We start from the raw sequence: 17,156 nt of genomic DNA, 5'->3' as shown, positions 1-17,156 counted from the left end.
GCAGAATTATGAGTAAAGGCTATGTATGGGTCGTGGATGACGACAGTTCTATACGCTGGGTTCTAGAAAAAACATTATCCAACGCTAACATTAAGTGTGAAACCTTTGCTGATGCAGAGAGCGTACTATTAGCATTAGAGCGTGAAGTGCCTGATGTCATTATTTCGGACATTCGTATGCCCGGAATGGACGGCCTAGATCTACTAAAAGAAATTCAAAAAACCGATCCTATGCTGCCTGTCATCATTATGACGGCCCACTCCGATCTTGATGCTGCAGTCAACGCTTATCAAGAAGGTGCGTTTGAGTATCTACCTAAACCGTTTGATATTGACGAAGCACTCGCATTGGCCGTACGTGCCATTACCCACAGCCATGATCAAAAGCAAAGCAGTCATTCCGCCAATACTCATCATGCGGATACACCTGAGATTATTGGTGAAGCACCCGCTATGCAGGAAGTGTTTCGTGCAATTGGCCGCCTGTCTCGCTCTTCAATTTCGGTGTTGATCAATGGTGAATCGGGAACCGGTAAAGAGCTCGTGGCACATGCTTTACACAAACACAGCCCTCGCAGCAAAAACCCATTTATTGCACTCAATATGGCGGCCATCCCTAAAGATCTCATCGAATCTGAACTTTTTGGGCATGAGAAAGGGGCTTTTACGGGAGCCAACAGCGTACGCCAAGGGCGCTTTGAGCAAGCCAATGGTGGCACTCTATTTCTTGATGAAATTGGTGATATGCCGCTGGAGATTCAAACTCGTCTACTGCGGGTGCTGGCGGACGGTCAATTTTATCGTGTTGGTGGACACTCTGCGATTAAAGTCGATGTACGCATCATTGCCGCTACCCACCAAAACTTAGAATCATTAGTGAAAGACGGAGATTTTCGCGAAGACCTTTTCCATAGACTCAATGTCATTCGAGTGCATATTCCCGCGCTAAGAGAGCGTAAACAAGACATTGCTAAACTGGCTCAACACTTTTTAAACTTAGCCGCAGAAGAATTAGCGGTTGAAGTGAAAACACTATCAAAAGAAGCCGTTGAAATTTTAACTCGACTCAGCTGGCCGGGGAATGTAAGACAGTTAGAAAATACCAGCCGTTGGCTCACCGTCATGGCCAGCGGTAGTGAAATTCTGCCTTCTGACTTACCACAAGAATTGGTAGAAGAGCGCAGCCTAGCCTCAAGCAATGAAGGCGCTGACTGGCAAGAACTTTTAGAGATGTGGGCACGTTCTGCACTTGCTTCGGGTGAAACTGAAATTCTCTCTCACGCACTGCCAGAGTTTGAACGCATTCTATTAAAGGTAGCCCTCAACCATACCAATGGACATAAACAAGATGCGGCTAAAGTTCTTGGCTGGGGAAGAAATACGCTAACTCGTAAGCTTAAAGAACTCAGTATGTCTTAATCTTATAGTGGTCACGTTCTGCGTGACCACTGTTCTTATCAAACGGCTCCAAGTCACCGCACACAGAAACACACCCGCAACACAAACGAAAACAAAGACCCCATTAATTGCATTTTACTTTACATTCAACTACTCATTTAATAGCTAATGCTTAGATGTAAGATTTTGTTAATCCATTCTCGAATAACATTTTATAGAATAATTAACGATTATGAGAGCAGATGCGCTTGATATAGCGACGGCTATGTTAGTAAGTGGCTGCATAAACGAACCAATTAAAGTTTGGGCACATTATGAAGAAAACGGTTTCGATAGTTATACCTTGTTATAACGAGAGTGAAGTCATTGATGTTACCGTGGAAGAGTTGCTTTCCGTAACCAACAATATTGCCAATTATCAATTTGAGCTAATCTTTGTCAACGATGGCAGCGCCGATGATACCGAAGCAAAACTACTGGTACATGGTAAAGCTCATGACAATATCCGTGTCATTTCTTTTTCCCGAAACTTTGGCCACCAGCAAGCCGTTAGCGCGGGCTTAGATGTCAGCACTGGAGATGCGGTCGTATTAATCGATGCAGACCTGCAAGATCCCCCAAAACTCATAGAAGATATGATCGCAAAATGGGAAGAAGGCTTTGACGTTGTGTATGGCACCCGTTCAAGCCGCGATGGTGAATCTAAATTTAAACTCATGACCGCAAAGTGGTTCTACCGCTTATTGAACTATTTATCTGAAGTCAAAATCCCCCTTGATACTGGCGATTTTCGCTTGATGGATCGTCAAGTCGTTGACCATTTAATCGCGATGCCAGAAAAATCTCGCTTTATCCGAGGTATGGTGAGCTGGATTGGTTTCAATCAAACCTCAATAAACTATGAGCGCAGTGCTCGTTTTGCGGGTGAATCTAAATATCCGCTCACCAAAATGTTGAAGTTTGGCATCGATGGCATTTTATCGTTTTCCGTAAAACCCTTAAAACTGTCCATTATGATGGGGTTTGCCTGCTCTGGTGTAGCCATGTTAATGCTACTTTATTCGGTCTATATTCGCTTAATGACCGACCATTGGGAGTCTGGTTGGGCTTCTTTATTGGTGGCTATTCTGTTCATCGGAGGGGTTCAGCTAATTTCTATTGGTATTTTGGGTGAATACATCGCTCGTATTTATAATGAATCTAAAGATCGCCCACTTTATATCATCAAGAAAAACCGCGACCATAATAACCGAGACAATAATGTTGACCAAAACAACTCAACTGTTGAGTAATCTGCTGTATTCAGATTTACGACAAAAATTTCGTTTTGCAATCGTGGGGGGAATCAACACCCTCACGGCATATCTGGCCTTTATGGCTTTTTATGAACTGTCTGGGCGTTATTTAGTTTCTTCTGTTTTGTCGTACTTTATTGGCATGCTGGTCAGTTACACGCTGAATCGGACCTTTGTATTCAATAGCGAAAAAAAAACAGGGCAGTTCATTCCATTTTGCGTAGTGAACTTAACCTCCTTATCTTGCTCAACCGGCACTTTATTTTTGTTAGTACATTATGTCGGACTGCATGTTTACATAGGGCAAGCTCTGGCGGTGTGTGTATCGATGGCAATCAACTATCTCGGCTATAAAAAAGTGTTTACCGAAGGAGTATCAATGCAAAATTTGATTCAGGGCTTATATGATCATCAAGGTCGCTTCGACACAGTGCGCCTTGTGCAGTGGCTGATCGTTGCCATATTCGCTGCCGTCAGTATCTTCAATTTGCATTTATCCATGTCTGCAAACATAGCGCACGATGCACTGCCTTATATGGATGGATACAGTGAAAAATTCGTCACCGAAGGGCGCTGGATTAATTTCGCGTTATATGGCGTATTAAAAGAGCTTCCAGCTTTTGTCGCGGCTTCATTGGCGAACTTATTCATCTTTATTTTTGCCTATAAGGTTGCGCTAGGTGTTAAGAAAGATCGTTGGCTGGCAATCGCTATTGCTTTATTAGTCCTGAATATTCCGTCTTTTACCATGTTACTCAAATGGCCAATGACACTAGTACCAGGCTGTTTTATGCTGGCACTGTTTGCTTGCTATAAAGACAAATTCAACCCGCATTTAATGCTACTTATTGCAGGGGCCTTATTATTTGCGACCTACCCCGCCTTTTACTTTTTAATGCCACTGTTGTTTGTATCTAAACTGGCAGAGTCAAGTTATCCAAACATCATCAAATTCTTGTGCTTCTGGATTTTAGGCTATGTCCTAGGCTATGCCGTTGCCAACGGTTTGGTATTGGCCTATACCGCTCTTTTCACCGATCATGCCACCTTAATTCACTTTGTTAGCTGGCGACACGAAACCCCGTCTAACAGCTTAACTGCTTTGCTATCAAATATTGCCAAGAGTGCCGGTAACTTAAATTATGAAATGCAGTACTTAGCCAGATTGAGTCCGCTGTTTTATATTCCGATCGCACTGACCTATTTATGGGCACTGAAAAAACACTTTAAATACACCGCTATTGTATCGATTGTCGTTATTTCATTGTATGCCAGTGTCATACCTCTGGGTGTTGATGTGCCACTGCGTTCTGGAGTCACCTTCCCTATTGGAATGGCCATGCTTCTGCTACTCATTCCCAATAAAGGATGGCGATTGTGTGTGCTAGTGAGCTTATTTATCCCGTTCTCCTACTTAATGCACAGTTATAATGATCACTATGCGTTTAATCGACAGATCATTACGAGCATTTTTGAAAGACACGACCCTAATCACTACCTACATCAGCCACAAGCGTTTGATAAGGTGATTGTGAGTGTGGATGAAGAAAAAATGACGCAGTATATGCTGGATAAAACGAATTCGAACTCATTTAAAAACCCTTCAAATTTACGTTATCACTACATCAAGCCATACCTTTATCAGTTTGGATGGCGCAACGCTAAGATTGAAGTGGTGAACGAGCCTAGAGAGAAGATTCAAGGTGAAGCGAGCGTGAAAAAAGAAGGGAATAAGCTGTTAGTTTCGATGGATTAAACGATAGATATGTCAGCGAACCAATATCGATGATCCGTTAACTTAATCTGGGTAAGGTCTTCCTTACCCAGAATGTTTATCTCAATGTTACCAATTAAATTACGCGTGAGAATTGTTGCTGACGCGCTTTTGCTCTGAAGTACTTATCAAAGCACATGCAAATATTACGAATTAATAAACGACCACGTAGGTTAACGTGGATCTCAGAGTCCGACACTTCAACTAAACCATCTGTGACAAAGGTTTGTAACAAACCTAAATCTTCGTCAAAGTAAGTATCGAAAGTAAGTCCAAACTGCTGTTCAATCTCACTCTTATTCAAAGTGAAATTACAAATCAGCTGCTTGATCACTTCCCGGCGAACAAGGTCATCGCTATCCAAAGACACACCTTTCCACAAGGCATAGCGCTTCTCTTCCATCTGAGAATAATACAACTTCAACTCTTTTTGGTTTTGCGCATAAGTATCTCCAACCATAGAAATAGCAGAGACCCCAAAACCAATTAAGTCACAATCACCTTGTGTCGTGTAACCTTGGAAGTTTCGATGCAGCTCACCATTGCGTTGTGCCACTGCCAACTCATCTTCTGGAAGCGCAAAGTGGTCCATACCGATAAATTGATAACCTTCGGTCGTAAGTGTCTCAATGGTTTGCTGTAAGATAGACATACGTTCAGAAGCAATCGGAAGGTCTTGGTCCTTAATTTTACGCTGCGCTGCAAACAACTGTGGCATATGAGCGTAATTAAACACTGATAAACGGCCTGGACGCATTGTGAGCACTTGGCGCATTGTTTCAGCGAAAGAATCTGCGGTTTGTAGAGGTAAACCATAAATCAGGTCTAGGTTGGTAGAACGGAAACCCAATTGTTTTGCGCGCGCCACCATAGCAAAAATAAAGTCTTCGTCTTGCTCGCGATTCACGACTTTTTGTACGTCTTTATTGAAATCTTGAACGCCAATACTTAAACGGTTAAAACCATTTTCACGCAAATGATCCAGCATATCCAACTCGATCTCACGTGGGTCAACCTCAATACTAATTTCAGCATCAGGGTTAAAGTTAAACTCCTCGTAAATAACCGTCATTAGGCGAGTAATTTGAGCCTTAGTCAGAAACGTCGGTGTGCCTCCGCCAAAATGCAGTTGATTGACGTTGCGCTGAGCAAGTAAAGCAGCACGTTGACGAATTTCAAACTCCAACACATCTAAGTACTCATCCGCTTTGTGCTGATGACGAGTAATCACCTTATTACAACCACAGTAGTAGCAAAGCTTATGACAAAATGGGATATGAATATACAAAGACAAAGGACGTTCTGGATATTGCATATAAGCAATGTCTAGCTCCGCAACAGTAAATGCTTCGTGAAACTCCACGGCCGTTGGGTAAGAGGTGTAGCGAGGTCCAGAGTAATTGTATTTATCCAATACACTCTGATCCCAGATGATTTGTCGGCTAGACATACGAATATCCTAAGTACAACTAAGAAAGGCGGGTTATTTTGCCACTGTTACAGGAGGGCGATACTGGCTACCAAAAATATCATAGAGCAGGATTTATGTTTGATAGCTAGATCACGCCTAGAGACAGATGCTATTTCATTTGAATCGAAATCTGCTGATTGAGTGGCGCCACTCTACCTTGCAAATCTTTTAACTCTGCAATGATCGCATCATTTAAACGAGTTTCGGTTTTGTGACGAGCTAAATTTTGCTTCATGCGTTCCTGCTTAGCCAGTTGCTGGCGCTCATCACCTCGCGCCATATCCTTGACCACCTTGAACAGTTCGCTCAACGCAGGATAGCACTCAGCAACATCAATGCGCTGCTCACCTTGCACATAATCCAGAATATTACACAAACGTATGCTCAGCTCAGAGAGATCGCATTGCCCCTGTATACCCGCTAAGCATAAGGTATCAACACTCTCAAAGATCTTGGCATTCCGCTTAGCGATCGCCAATGCTTGATGCTGCTGAATCAGCTGCTTCTGCTTATTTAGTTTTTTCAGTAAATAAGCCGCATACGCTGCTAATCCAAGGATGATGATAGCTCCAATCGAAGCCAGCACGACCATATCCATTGATGTTTAGTCCTTGAAATCGCCTAAATCTAGGTCTTCAAATGAAGCCAGTAACTCATCTTCTGTACGTGGTTTCTTGCTCTTTGGTTGCTCAATTGGCGCTTCAATCTCATCTTCAGGCTCTAATAGACCTAACTGGTTCATTAGTACTTCAATGCGATCTAGCTTCTGATCAACGTAGGCTTGTAAACCACCACCTAACGATTCACCGCTCTCAATGCGCTCAAGCAACACATTCAGTTGTGCATCATTTTCTAGTGCATCCAACTCTTGCTCAGCCGTGTACTTGCGCTGTTGCTTGGTTGGCTTAACAGTAGGTTCAACAATCAATGGGATCTTTTTCTTAGAGCCCAGACGAGGATCACGTTTAGCGCGCCCTTGACTATTTTTTGATTCATTCTCTACTGAATGTCGGTTACCGGCTTTTTGGCCTTTACGTTTTTTCAGCTTTTTGCGTAAACGTCCTTCAACATCAGATGCTGAACGGTTACGAGTAACCGCTGGTTCTACTTCAGCGACTGAACCTGGCTTTCTCGATTTCTTTTGTCGACTCATTACTCGACTTCCTCAATAAAATTACATCGTTTTCAATAAATTCTAGCTCTAGCTTGTCTCGGACAGCTAAAAACTCAAAGGTACTTCGGCTAAAAAACACCACGTGTGTGTGATCATTCTTGTAGTGCCAAGTGGCGAAGGCTTCTACTCCGCGCACCATTTTGGTCATCAAGCCCAGCCAAGCGCCGGGCTTCAACATTGTTATCCACTGCGCCCAAACCTCGTCGGGCTTATACAGGTGTTCAATGACTTCGGTTGCAGTGACAAAATCGTACTGTTTATTCAGTACACTCATATCTGGATAATAGTAGAGATCATATAAATCTACCTGATGACCCGCCTCTTCCATCATCAAAGATAATGTTGGGCCCGGGCCACAACCAAAATCTAGCCCTTGCTTATGAGGGCCAATTCGCTCAACAAGTGGTTGCTGAACTCTAGATAAGAATCTGCGATAACCGGCATCAGAAGGGTCATTTTCGTGCAGGTCATAGTGCGCCTTTTCTTGGCTTGCATCTAATCTCTGATTCGGATCAACAAAGACGAGCTCACAGCGCTGGCATTGCAGATATTGCCTGCGCTTATCTTCCCAATAAAACTGGATATCATCATGATGACAAAGTGGACAATCTAACATTCAAGATGCCTATTTAGCGTAAGAGGCGCAACTTACCAAAATATGAAGAAAGAGTGTAGAAAAAACCTGCAATTTAGCGAATTTTTTCTATTTACAGAGGAAATAGACTCAAACATCAAAACAAAGCGAAGTCACTCTCAAAAAGCCCTTCTAGCAAGCAAATCATTGACCAATGAGTTGAACGCTCAAAACAAATGGCTTTATTTAGACAATAAAAAAGCGATAGGTCTCCCTATCGCTCGCAAAATTCCATTTGTTATTAATGCTTTCCGTGCCAACATTTTGTTATTCATCGTCCTGATGATTTTTAAAATCCGTCGCAAATATCCATTTGCAGGGCTAATCCTAAGCCATTCCTATCCGGGTTCTCACATGAGAAAAAAAACCATCCATTGTTAACCCAATTCGCCAAAGGCGGTTCTTTCCTTCTACTCTTCCTGAGTGAGATTGAAATCTTCAACCATCGCTTCCTTCGACCTTGACTACTCTACTACTGATAAAAAAATGTGCAATTGTTAAACTACACGAACTGATCACAGTTTCAACAATTAAGGTTCATTGTTCTTATTTTTCAAAGCCTTAAAATGCAATAAAGGCCCACTACGAGCCTTTATTTTATCGATCAGCAATGGCTATTCATCAGTGCTAGTGAAGGCCACCAACGTATTTAGACAATACATCAATCTCTTCTTCCGTTAGCTTTTTCGAAACATCGTGCATCATCTCATTGAGATCGTTAGTGCGATCCAGTGAAGCGAATTTCTGTAGCTGAGACTTAATATAATCAGCGTGCTGTCCAGAGATCTTAGGGAAGCCCGATAAACTCGTACCATTCCCTCTTGGACCATGGCACGCGACACAAGCTGTAATGCCACGCTCAGCATTACCAGCAAGATATAACTCTTGACCTTGTTCAACCACATCTTCAGGTGTGCTGTTCTCGGATGTCGGTATCGAAGCATAATAAGCCGAGATATCCGCCATATCTTGTTCAGATAGAGGGATTGCCATAGCGCTCATCGCAGGATCATAGCGACCTTGCTTGCCCCCGCTCGTTGCACCCAACTTAAAATCTTTAAGCTGTTTGACAAGATAACCTTCATGTTGACCAGCAAGCTTAGGATAAAGAGCAACAGGACTGTTGCCATCAGCACCGTGACAAGCTGTACATGTGATTGATTTTTGCTTACCTGCTTCAATGTTACCTGCAGCCCATACTGAGCAGCTAGCGAAAAGAGTTACTATTAGCGCTAATTTCTTCATGACATTCCATTATAATAATTTGAGCTTCCGAGGCTAAGGCATGCTCAGTTTTTATGTTCTAGATTGAATAAAAGTACCCGAAAAGATGAACAAGCCATAGGTGTCGCCTTTTGTCGTGCTAGAATAGGCGAACTAATGCCGAACACGGTTATTTTACACAAATTCACAAAAAAGTAATCAGTCGACTACACAAAGTCGCGATGGAGTTAACAGTGAGCGCAAAAATTCATTACCAAAACACGCATTTTATAACTAGTGCCCCTGATATTCGTCACCTTCCAGAAGATGAAGGTATCGAAATCGCATTTGCGGGTCGTTCAAATGCGGGAAAATCCAGTGCGCTCAATCGCCTAACGAATCAACGTGCACTAGCCAAAACCAGTAAAACCCCAGGCCGTACCCAACTCATCAACTTATTTAAAGTAGATGAAAACTGCCACATTGTTGATTTACCGGGATACGGCTTTGCACAAGTTCCACTAGAACTTAAAAAGAAATGGCAAAAAAGCCTTGGTGAATACTTACAAAAACGTCAGTGCCTAAAGGGTCTCGTCGTACTAATGGATATTCGTCATCCAATGAAAGACCTTGATCAACAAATGATCTTTTGGGCGGTCGATTCTGGCATTCCAGTACAAGTACTGTTAACAAAAGCGGACAAGTTAAAAAGTGGCGCACGCAAAGCAACATTGCTCAAAATACGCAACGATGCTATCGGCTTTGGTGGTGATGTGAATGTGGACGTGTTTTCTTCTCTTAAAGGACTTGGCGTTGATCAGTTACGAGCTCGCCTAGACACTTGGTTTGCACCTGCTTTTGCTGAGCTTGAGCAAGACGATGCAGAGAGTGCACCAGAGCAAGAGTAATGAAATCACTCACTTAAGAAACCGGCTTTAAACACAACGCGATCCAATTGGGTCGCGTTTTTGTTTTTAAATTACAAACTGCTGTTATCGTGCGCTAGGCGCTTCCTCGCCCACCGCTCAATTCCCTTATATCGCTACACATAAAAAACCAGCATAACTAAATACTTATCGGGACTAGCCCTGACAATATAAGTCTCTATCCAGCGGAATCACTTTGTAAGTTCAAGAAAAAACCTTATAAATCAAAAGGTCTCATTTCTTTCAGGCAATAAAAAACGCCTCAGTCAAATACCGACTGAGGCGTATGAATTTATATAAATTCTAATAACGTGAAACAAAAGGTCTGAAAGATGGAACATCTTACCTCTGTACCCTACACCGATAAATTTACCCGATCTGAGAACAAATGCAAACACTTTCTGTTGTTTTTTTTCAAAAAAAGTACGCTCCATGAGTGCATATACGCCACAAAGTGTTGTTCAAATTACAATCAATAACTCGCAACATTCAGTGACATGCCTCTCACTAATCGTCAAGTTAGAGGCAAATAATGTCTAGTGCGCCTCATCCCAGTTGTCACCATGGCCCGCATCCGCAACCAAAGGCACATCCAATGTGGCCGCAGATTCCATCAAATTCTGTATGTTACTTTCAATTTCTTGTAATGCATCTTCACGAACTTCAAAAACCAATTCATCGTGTACTTGCATTAACATACGAACTTTAGGTTCACCTTGTTGTTTTTCAATCCACTCATCAACTAACAGCATGGCTTTCTTGATAATGTCAGCGGCCGTACCTTGCATCGGTGCGTTAATCGCTGCACGCTCAGCGGCTTTACGGCGCATACCATTTCTAGAGTTAATTTCAGGAAGGTATAAGTGACGTCCAAACAGCGTTTCAACATAGCCCTGCTCTGTAGCTTGGCTGCGTGTTTCTTCCATGTACTGCATTACACCAGGGTATCGCTCAAAGTAAGTGTCCATATAGTGCTGAGCTTCACCACGAGGGATGCCAAGCTGCTTAGCTAAACCAAAGGCGCTCATACCATAGATAAGACCAAAGTTGACAGCTTTCGCACGTCGACGTTGTTCACTAGAGACTTGGTCAATATCTACACCTAAGATTTCTGCTGCCGTCGCAGCGTGAATATCTTTGCCAGTTCTAAAGGCCTCCAACAGGGCTTTGTCTCCAGAAAGGTGCGCCATGATGCGTAGCTCTATTTGAGAGTAATCGACCGCCAAAATTTTCCAGCCGTGCGGTGCGACAAATGCCTGACGAATACGGCGTCCTTCTTCATTACGAATAGGAATGTTCTGTAAGTTTGGATCGGTCGACGACAAACGTCCCGTCGCGGTCACACCTTGATGATAAGAGGTATGAACACGTCCAGTGCTTGGGTTGATCATCTTCGGCAACTTATCGGTGTAAGTCGACTTCAATTTTGCCAAACCACGATGCTCAAGAATCAGCTTCGGTAGTGGGTAATCCAAGGCAAGCTCTTGCAATACTTCTTCATTGGTTGACGGCGCACCAGAAGGTGTTTTCTTGATAACAGGTAATTCCATCTCTTCAAATAGAATTCCTTGCAACTGTTTTGGAGAGCTTAAGTTGAACTCTTTGCCCGCAATTTCAAATGCTTTTGCTTGTAACTCATCAAGGCGTTGGGCAATTTCTTGGGATTGAGTGCCTAATAACATGTCATCCACCAATACCCCGCGACGCTCAATGCGTGAAAGTACCGGTATAAGAGGAATTTCAATCTCTTGATAAACTGAATTCAGTTTTTCATTTTCTTCTAAAAACGCATTCAAGTGATTGTGCAGTCGTAGCGTAACATCGGCATCTTCTGCCGCATAAGGCGATGCTTCCGTTAAATCAATTTGATTGAAGGTTAGCTGCTTTTTCCCCTTACCGGCTATTTGCTCAAAGGAGATGCACGGATGCTGTAGAAATCGCAGCGCCAAGCTATCCATATCATGCTTGCCACCGACGCTGTTATAAACGTAAGAGGCCAACATAGTGTCAAAAGCAATGCCTTGCATTTCAATGTCGTATCGAGCCAGCACCGAAGCATCGTACTTGAGGTTCTGTCCTACTTTCGCCTGTTTAGGATCTTCAAGTAAAGGCTTAAGTTGCTCTAACACCCAACTGCGCTCTAGTTGCGCAGGCGCATCTAAATAGTCATGGGCAACAGGAACATAAGCGGCTTCGCCTTCTTCAGTGGCAAAAGATAAGCCGACAAGGTTGGCAACCATGTAATCTAGGCTGTCTGTTTCCGTATCAAAAGCAAACACATCGGCTTGTGTTAATTTCTCTAGCCATGCATTAAAACTCTCTTCATCCAGTATGGTTTGATATTTACTGCGATCTATAGTGATGGCTTTATCAGCAATCGTGGCGGTAATCTCTTTTTTCGCTCCAGTGCCACTGACTGCTCGGCCTGATTTTTCATCGGCCTCAACAACGCCCGTACCACCTTCTAATAATTCATTTAACCAAGATTTGAATGCCATTTTTCCGTATAAAGAAATCAACAAATCTTTATCTGGCGTCGCTTTAACCAAGTCGTCTAAAGTGACGTCTAGCTCTACATCGAGTTTAATTGTCGCTAAGCGATAAGAAAGGTAAGCCGACTCTTTATGCTCAAGCAGCTTCTTCGCCATGGTTTTTGAACCGCGAAAGCCCAATGCGGCAATGCTATCAAGGTTAGCGTAAATATCATCAAGACCGCCAATACCTTGTAAGAGAGCGGTCGCGGTTTTATCACCCACTCCAGGAACGCCAGGAATGTTATCGACTTTATCGCCCATCAAAGCTAGGTAATCGATAATCAGCTCAGGTGGGATCCCAAATTTATCTATCACCCCTTCTCTATCTGATACCACATTGGTCATGGTATTGATCAACGTGACGTTCTCATCCACCAACTGCGCCATGTCTTTATCACCAGTACTGATCAGTACAGGCATACCTTTTTTCGATGCGGCGGCTGATAAAGTACCAATCACATCATCAGCTTCAACCCCTGAAATCGAGATAAGAGGTAAGCCCATGGCTTTGATCATATTGTGTAGAGGCTCAATTTGAGATCGTAAATCGTCTGGCATTGGTGGACGATTTGCTTTGTACTCTGGATACATGTCATCTCTAAACGTCTTACCTTTGGCATCAAAGATCACCGCAATACGCTCGCTAGAGAATTGACGCATCATGCTTCTGAGCATATTCATCACACCATAAACGGCGTTGGTCGGATGCTCACCATTACTCATGGTGCCAGGGTAAGCATGAAATGCTCGGTATAAGTATGAAGAGCCGTCAATTAATATCAGCGAATTTTCGGGGATAGTTGCCATGGTTTGGTGTCCAGCTTAGGTAGAAGGAGGGATAACTTAGCTATAGGATGCCATGAGTCACTCTGCTTATCTAGAGACCCTTCAATGACACTGACAAATATTGCGAATCTCAACACACCGACCTGTGGATAAGTATGTGTGCAAATTATCTTGGCATTTAAAAAGCCTGTAGATAAAGTCTATTTCAAACACAAAAAATAACTTAAAATCAATAACTTAAATCAGATCTATTGATCAATTAAAAGATCCTACCCTGATCGGCGTGTGTGGACAAAGATTTTCTGAAGGAAATATTGAACAGTATGGTTGCGCAACAAGTCTCCCAGACTCACTCGCTGACTTTTTAACCTATAGGGATTTTTTAAAATACAGTCTATTTTGCAAAGGGTTACTCTTTGGCTCACATTTTTCAATCCAATAACCGTTACGCAGTAGCAACCTCAGCATCGCAGCAAACTGATTACGTGACTTCACGGTTAACCAATCAAACCCTGCAACTCGAACCTGACGCTCTTGTTCATCTAAAAGCAGTTGTGCTATGCCTTTTCCACGTGCGCTGTCGTTGACTCCGCCCAACCAACTGTAAAAAGTATCACTATCTTGTGCATAGCCTATTTTAAAGCCCTGTAATCTCCCACACTCTTCCGCAATAAGAATTAATGACCTACGGTTAGCTAAACGCGAGCGAAGAGACTCTAGGTTTTCTGATTGAGTAAACTCAGGAATAGAACGCATCACCTGCAATGCTTCTTGCAAAGAGCCTTCGCGAACAACAACAGACATTTTCTCTTCTCCACTAATACAAAAGGCCCTAAAAAGGGCCTTAACTTCACAACCAATCGGTACGGTTACTTCTCTTCAGATAACCACTGAGCCACATCTTTAGCAAAGTAAGTTAGGATGCCATCAGCGCCAGCGCGCTTAAAGCACAACAAAGATTCTAAAACCGTCTCTTTCTCTTTCAACCAACCATTTTGAATAGCCGCTTTATGCATCGCATATTCACCCGAGACTTGGTAAGCAAAGGTCGGCACTTGTAGCTCACTCTTAACACGACGAACCACATCAAGATACGGCATACCCGGTTTTACCATCACCATATCCGCCCCCTCAGCAATATCCAGTGCCACTTCGTGCAACGCTTCATCGCTGTTGGCTGGATCCATCTGATAATTCTTTTTATCCGCCCCTTTGAGATTACTCGCAGAGCCAACAGCATCTCTAAATGGACCGTAGTAATTCGATGCATACTTAGCAGAATAGGCCATGATCTGAGTATGAATGTAGCCGGCTTTTTCTAATGCTTCACGAATTTTACCAATACGACCATCCATCATATCTGAAGGAGCAATCACATCAGCACCTGCTTCAGCATGAGAAAGTGCCTGTTTGATGAGAACCGCTGTAGTTTCATCATTTTGTACATAGCCGTCATCATCGATAATGCCGTCTTGTCCATGTGTTGTATAAGGGTCGAGTGCTACATCGGTGATAACCCCCATTTGTGGCACATGCTCTTTAAGCAGGCGTACTGCACGTTGCACTAAGCCTTCAGAATTGTATGCTTCGATAGCACAAATGCTTTTCGCGTCTTGGTTCACAACTGGGAACAGTGCGATAGCTGGAACCCCTAAATCAGCCAACTTGGCTGCTTCTTCAAGCATCAGATCGATAGAAAGTCGCTCAATTCCCGGCATTGACTCTACAGACTCACGACGATCTTTACCCATTAAAATAAACATTGGATAAATCAAATCATCAACGGTAATTTTGTTTTCTGCCATCAGACGACGGCTAAAGTCATGTTTACGCATGCGGCGCATTCTACGCGCAGGAAATGGGCTTTGAATAAGTGCGGACATGGTTCGATCCTTGTATGAAACAACTGTGCTAAATCATAACATTAACCATTCCACTAGGAACGCACAGAACATGAAAAATAGAACGAATGCACATATACTGGAGCACAAATAGCCAACAAATGATGTTTATCCATGATCGACACCCACGCCCATATTTATGCCAGTGAATTTGACCAAGATCGAGACCAAGTTGTAGAGCGCGCTCTGCAAGCTGGGATTAATCAAATATTACTGCCCAATATCGACCTAGAGTCTATTCAACCTATGCTAGCTACCGAAGCGGCTTATCCTGATATTTGCCGTTCGATGATGGGATTGCATCCATGTTATGTAAACCAAGACATCAAGCAAACCTTAACTGAGATAGAAAGTTGGTTTGATAAACACAACTTCATCGCAGTAGGTGAAATTGGCATTGATCTCTACTGGGACAAAACCTTTCGTAAAGAACAAGAATATGCCTTTTCCACCCAACTAAACTGGGCCAAACAACGCAACCTTCCGGTCGTTATCCATACCAGAGATTCTATTGAGGAAACACTTAGCCTACTGAAGAAGGAACAAGATGGTTCTTTGCGTGGCGTATTCCATTGCTTTGGTGGCAGCGTCGAAGAAGCAAAAGCCATCAATGATCTTGGCTTTCATTTAGGGCTTGGTGGTGTATCGACCTTTAAAAATGGCGGTATGGATAAAGTCGTTCCGCACTTGGACTTACAATACCTGATACTAGAAACCGACTGTCCTTATCTTGCTCCAGTGCCTCATCGAGGCAAGCGTAATGAACCCGCCTATACTCAGTTAGTCGCGCAGCGAGTTGCCGACCTGAGAGAGTTGAGCCTGACAGAGGTAGATGCACTCACCACTCAAAACGCAGTGCAGTTGTTCAACCTATAAAAAAATCCCCAAGCGGGGATTTTTTTCATTGATTAAGCGATAGAGAAAGCAGTATCTATTCTGCTTGCTCTTCGTCCTCATCTTTTCGAGTATAGAAGCGCGCAAAGAACAAGCCCACCTCAAATAGCAGCAGCATTGGCACAGCCAACAAGGTCTGAGAAATAATATCGGGCGGAGTTAGCATCATGCCAATCACAAACGCGGCCACAACCACAAAAGGTCGCTTGGCTTTCAATGTTTGCACGTCTGTTGCTCCGGTCCAACACAGCAAGATGATGGCAACCGGCACTTCAAATGCAATACCAAACGCTAAAAATAGCGCTAAGACAAAATCAAGATAACTAGAAATGTCCGTTGCAAACTCTACCCCACCTAACGAGATAGCCGTAAAAAAGCCAAACACTAGCGGAAACACCACAAAATACGCAAATGCGACACCACAGTAAAAGAGCAGTGAGCTAGAGAACAACAATGGCATCACCAAGCGCTTCTCATGCTTGTAGAGTCCTGGCGCAACAAATGCCCAAACTTGATATAAGATAAACGGAACGGCAACAAATACCGAAGTAATCAACGTCAGTTTAAGCGGCGTAAAAAACGGTGACGCGACATCCGTTGCAATCATCGTTGCCCCTTCGGGTAGACGATCAATTAACGGAGCCGATACGAACTCATAGATATGACCTGAAAAGTAAATCAGGCACAGAAACACTACCATTACTGCACTAATTGCGCGCAGTAAGCGAGTGCGTAGTTCAATCAGATGGCTCATCAATGGTTGGTTGGAATCAACCGAAGACATAGAAACCTCTATAAATAACAAAAGGGGCAATAAGCCCCTATTGATTAATCTTGCGACTTAGGAGCAGACGACTGTTTAGTGCTGTCTGAAGACTTGTAAGGCTGCTGAACACTTTGTGCTGCTTCTTTTAGTTCTTCTACAGATTGACGCAGTTCTGGAGACATATCTTTCATCCCCATTTGTTCTGCTTTTTTCAGGTTTTCCTGAAGTTCATGAATTTTGAGCTCATGATCCAGCTCATCTTTGACATTATTGGCCATAGATTTTGCTGAATTGACAAAGCGAACCACACTACGAATCGCAACGGGAAGACGTTCAGGCCCCAAAACCACCAGCCCTAAAACAGAGATGAGTATCAGCTCCCAAAAACCAATATCGAACAC

16 protein-coding genes are annotated in these 17,156 nt (G+C 43.2%); 6 read left to right on the top strand and 10 right to left on the bottom strand.

The window, feature by feature from the left end; genetic code table 11:
* Nucleotides 1-8: 8 nt before the first annotated feature.
* From glnG to VEZ01S_RS11450, 3 genes are all read left to right on the top strand, one after another.
* The gene (gene glnG, locus VEZ01S_RS11460) at nucleotides 9-1,418 is read left to right on the top strand and encodes a nitrogen regulation protein NR(I) (RefSeq protein WP_021714208.1); all 1,410 of its coding nucleotides are present in this window, start codon (nucleotides 9-11) and stop codon (nucleotides 1,416-1,418) included.
* A gap of 293 nt (nucleotides 1,419-1,711) precedes the next feature.
* A complete protein-coding gene (locus tag VEZ01S_RS11455; RefSeq protein ID WP_021714207.1) occupies nucleotides 1,712-2,689 on the top strand; it encodes a glycosyltransferase family 2 protein in 978 nt (325 codons plus the stop codon).
* Nucleotides 2,658-4,448 (top strand): GtrA family protein, encoded by a 1,791-nt coding sequence (locus tag VEZ01S_RS11450; RefSeq protein ID WP_040890817.1) that lies wholly within the window; start codon nucleotides 2,658-2,660, stop codon nucleotides 4,446-4,448. Before VEZ01S_RS11455 ends, VEZ01S_RS11450 begins: the two co-directional genes overlap by 32 nt.
* 94 nt (nucleotides 4,449-4,542) lie before the next feature.
* Here the strand turns inward: VEZ01S_RS11450 and hemN are convergent, their stop codons facing one another.
* The 4 genes from hemN to VEZ01S_RS11430 form a co-directional block, all read right to left on the bottom strand.
* Nucleotides 4,543-5,916 (bottom strand): oxygen-independent coproporphyrinogen III oxidase, encoded by a 1,374-nt coding sequence (gene hemN / locus VEZ01S_RS11445; protein WP_021714205.1) that lies wholly within the window; start codon nucleotides 5,914-5,916, stop codon nucleotides 4,543-4,545.
* A gap of 130 nt (nucleotides 5,917-6,046) precedes the next feature.
* Nucleotides 6,047-6,535 carry a DUF2489 domain-containing protein gene (locus tag VEZ01S_RS11440; RefSeq protein WP_021714204.1) on the bottom strand — a complete coding sequence of 163 codons (489 nt, stop codon included), beginning with the start codon at nucleotides 6,533-6,535 and terminating at the stop codon, nucleotides 6,047-6,049.
* Between the two features lie 6 nt (nucleotides 6,536-6,541).
* A complete protein-coding gene (yihI, locus tag VEZ01S_RS11435; protein ID WP_021714203.1) occupies nucleotides 6,542-7,090 on the bottom strand; it encodes a Der GTPase-activating protein YihI in 549 nt (182 codons plus the stop codon).
* Entirely contained in the window at nucleotides 7,047-7,727 is a 681-nt protein-coding gene (locus VEZ01S_RS11430; RefSeq protein ID WP_021714202.1) for a class I SAM-dependent methyltransferase, read from the bottom strand. The genes yihI and VEZ01S_RS11430 overlap by 44 nt, the downstream gene beginning before the upstream one ends.
* 42 nt (nucleotides 7,728-7,769) lie before the next feature.
* Here VEZ01S_RS11430 and VEZ01S_RS16765 point away from each other — a divergent pair, with 42 nt between their 5' ends.
* A complete protein-coding gene (locus VEZ01S_RS16765) occupies nucleotides 7,770-8,126 on the top strand; it encodes a hypothetical protein (protein WP_040890816.1) in 357 nt (118 codons plus the stop codon).
* A 246-nt stretch (nucleotides 8,127-8,372) separates the two neighbouring features.
* On the opposite strand, the gene VEZ01S_RS11420 is transcribed toward VEZ01S_RS16765, so the two are convergent.
* Nucleotides 8,373-8,990 carry a c-type cytochrome gene (locus VEZ01S_RS11420; protein WP_021714201.1) on the bottom strand — a complete coding sequence of 206 codons (618 nt, stop codon included), beginning with the start codon at nucleotides 8,988-8,990 and terminating at the stop codon, nucleotides 8,373-8,375.
* Between the two features lie 212 nt (nucleotides 8,991-9,202).
* Between VEZ01S_RS11420 and yihA the strand changes: the two genes are divergently transcribed.
* A complete protein-coding gene (gene yihA / locus VEZ01S_RS11415) occupies nucleotides 9,203-9,856 on the top strand; it encodes a ribosome biogenesis GTP-binding protein YihA/YsxC (RefSeq protein ID WP_021714200.1) in 654 nt (217 codons plus the stop codon).
* Nucleotides 9,857-10,410: 554 nt separating this feature from the next.
* On the opposite strand, the gene polA is transcribed toward yihA, so the two are convergent.
* The 3 genes from polA to hemB form a co-directional block, all read right to left on the bottom strand.
* Nucleotides 10,411-13,215: a DNA polymerase I gene (gene polA / locus VEZ01S_RS11410; protein ID WP_021714199.1), complete on the bottom strand. Its 2,805-nt coding sequence runs from the start codon at nucleotides 13,213-13,215 to the stop codon at nucleotides 10,411-10,413.
* Between the two features lie 348 nt (nucleotides 13,216-13,563).
* On the bottom strand, nucleotides 13,564-13,998 hold the full coding sequence (locus VEZ01S_RS11405; RefSeq protein ID WP_021714198.1) for a GNAT family N-acetyltransferase: 435 nt from the start codon (nucleotides 13,996-13,998) through the stop codon (nucleotides 13,564-13,566).
* A 65-nt stretch (nucleotides 13,999-14,063) separates the two neighbouring features.
* On the bottom strand, nucleotides 14,064-15,077 hold the full coding sequence (gene hemB / locus VEZ01S_RS11400) for a porphobilinogen synthase (RefSeq protein ID WP_021714197.1): 1,014 nt from the start codon (nucleotides 15,075-15,077) through the stop codon (nucleotides 14,064-14,066).
* Between the two features lie 132 nt (nucleotides 15,078-15,209).
* Here hemB and VEZ01S_RS11395 point away from each other — a divergent pair, with 132 nt between their 5' ends.
* On the top strand, nucleotides 15,210-15,971 hold the full coding sequence (locus VEZ01S_RS11395) for a TatD family hydrolase (protein WP_021714196.1): 762 nt from the start codon (nucleotides 15,210-15,212) through the stop codon (nucleotides 15,969-15,971).
* Nucleotides 15,972-16,026: 55 nt separating this feature from the next.
* Here the strand turns inward: VEZ01S_RS11395 and tatC are convergent, their stop codons facing one another.
* Nucleotides 16,027-16,773 (bottom strand): twin-arginine translocase subunit TatC, encoded by a 747-nt coding sequence (tatC, locus tag VEZ01S_RS11390; RefSeq protein WP_021714195.1) that lies wholly within the window; start codon nucleotides 16,771-16,773, stop codon nucleotides 16,027-16,029.
* Between the two features lie 44 nt (nucleotides 16,774-16,817).
* A complete protein-coding gene (tatB, locus tag VEZ01S_RS11385) occupies nucleotides 16,818-17,156 on the bottom strand; it encodes a Sec-independent protein translocase protein TatB (RefSeq protein ID WP_021714194.1) in 339 nt (112 codons plus the stop codon).

Source organism: Vibrio ezurae NBRC 102218 (assembly GCF_000467185.1).
In the GTDB taxonomy this organism is placed as follows: domain Bacteria; phylum Pseudomonadota; class Gammaproteobacteria; order Enterobacterales; family Vibrionaceae; genus Vibrio; species Vibrio ezurae.
Note: the sequence above shows the minus strand (reverse complement) of the source record. Positions and strands in the feature narration are given on the sequence as shown.

Bases quoted from the DNA above. Each gene is read 5' to 3' on its own strand.
- glnG (WP_021714208.1), top strand. From the start codon at position 9: ATGAGTAAAGGCTATGTATGGGTCGTGGATGACGACAGTTCTATACGC.
- VEZ01S_RS11455 (WP_021714207.1), top strand. From the start codon at position 1,712: ATGAAGAAAACGGTTTCGATAGTTATACCTTGTTATAACGAGAGTGAA.
- VEZ01S_RS11450 (WP_040890817.1), top strand. From the start codon at position 2,658: ATGTTGACCAAAACAACTCAACTGTTGAGTAATCTGCTGTATTCAGAT.
- hemN (WP_021714205.1), bottom strand. From the start codon at position 5,916: ATGTCTAGCCGACAAATCATCTGGGATCAGAGTGTATTGGATAAATAC.
- VEZ01S_RS11440 (WP_021714204.1), bottom strand. From the start codon at position 6,535: ATGGATATGGTCGTGCTGGCTTCGATTGGAGCTATCATCATCCTTGGA.
- yihI (WP_021714203.1), bottom strand. From the start codon at position 7,090: ATGAGTCGACAAAAGAAATCGAGAAAGCCAGGTTCAGTCGCTGAAGTA.
- VEZ01S_RS11430 (WP_021714202.1), bottom strand. From the start codon at position 7,727: ATGTTAGATTGTCCACTTTGTCATCATGATGATATCCAGTTTTATTGG.
- VEZ01S_RS16765 (WP_040890816.1), top strand. From the start codon at position 7,770: ATGAAGAAAGAGTGTAGAAAAAACCTGCAATTTAGCGAATTTTTTCTA.
- VEZ01S_RS11420 (WP_021714201.1), bottom strand. From the start codon at position 8,990: ATGAAGAAATTAGCGCTAATAGTAACTCTTTTCGCTAGCTGCTCAGTA.
- polA (WP_021714199.1), bottom strand. From the start codon at position 13,215: ATGGCAACTATCCCCGAAAATTCGCTGATATTAATTGACGGCTCTTCA.
- VEZ01S_RS11405 (WP_021714198.1), bottom strand. From the start codon at position 13,998: ATGTCTGTTGTTGTTCGCGAAGGCTCTTTGCAAGAAGCATTGCAGGTG.
- hemB (WP_021714197.1), bottom strand. From the start codon at position 15,077: ATGTCCGCACTTATTCAAAGCCCATTTCCTGCGCGTAGAATGCGCCGC.
- VEZ01S_RS11395 (WP_021714196.1), top strand. From the start codon at position 15,210: ATGATCGACACCCACGCCCATATTTATGCCAGTGAATTTGACCAAGAT.
- tatC (WP_021714195.1), bottom strand. From the start codon at position 16,773: ATGTCTTCGGTTGATTCCAACCAACCATTGATGAGCCATCTGATTGAA.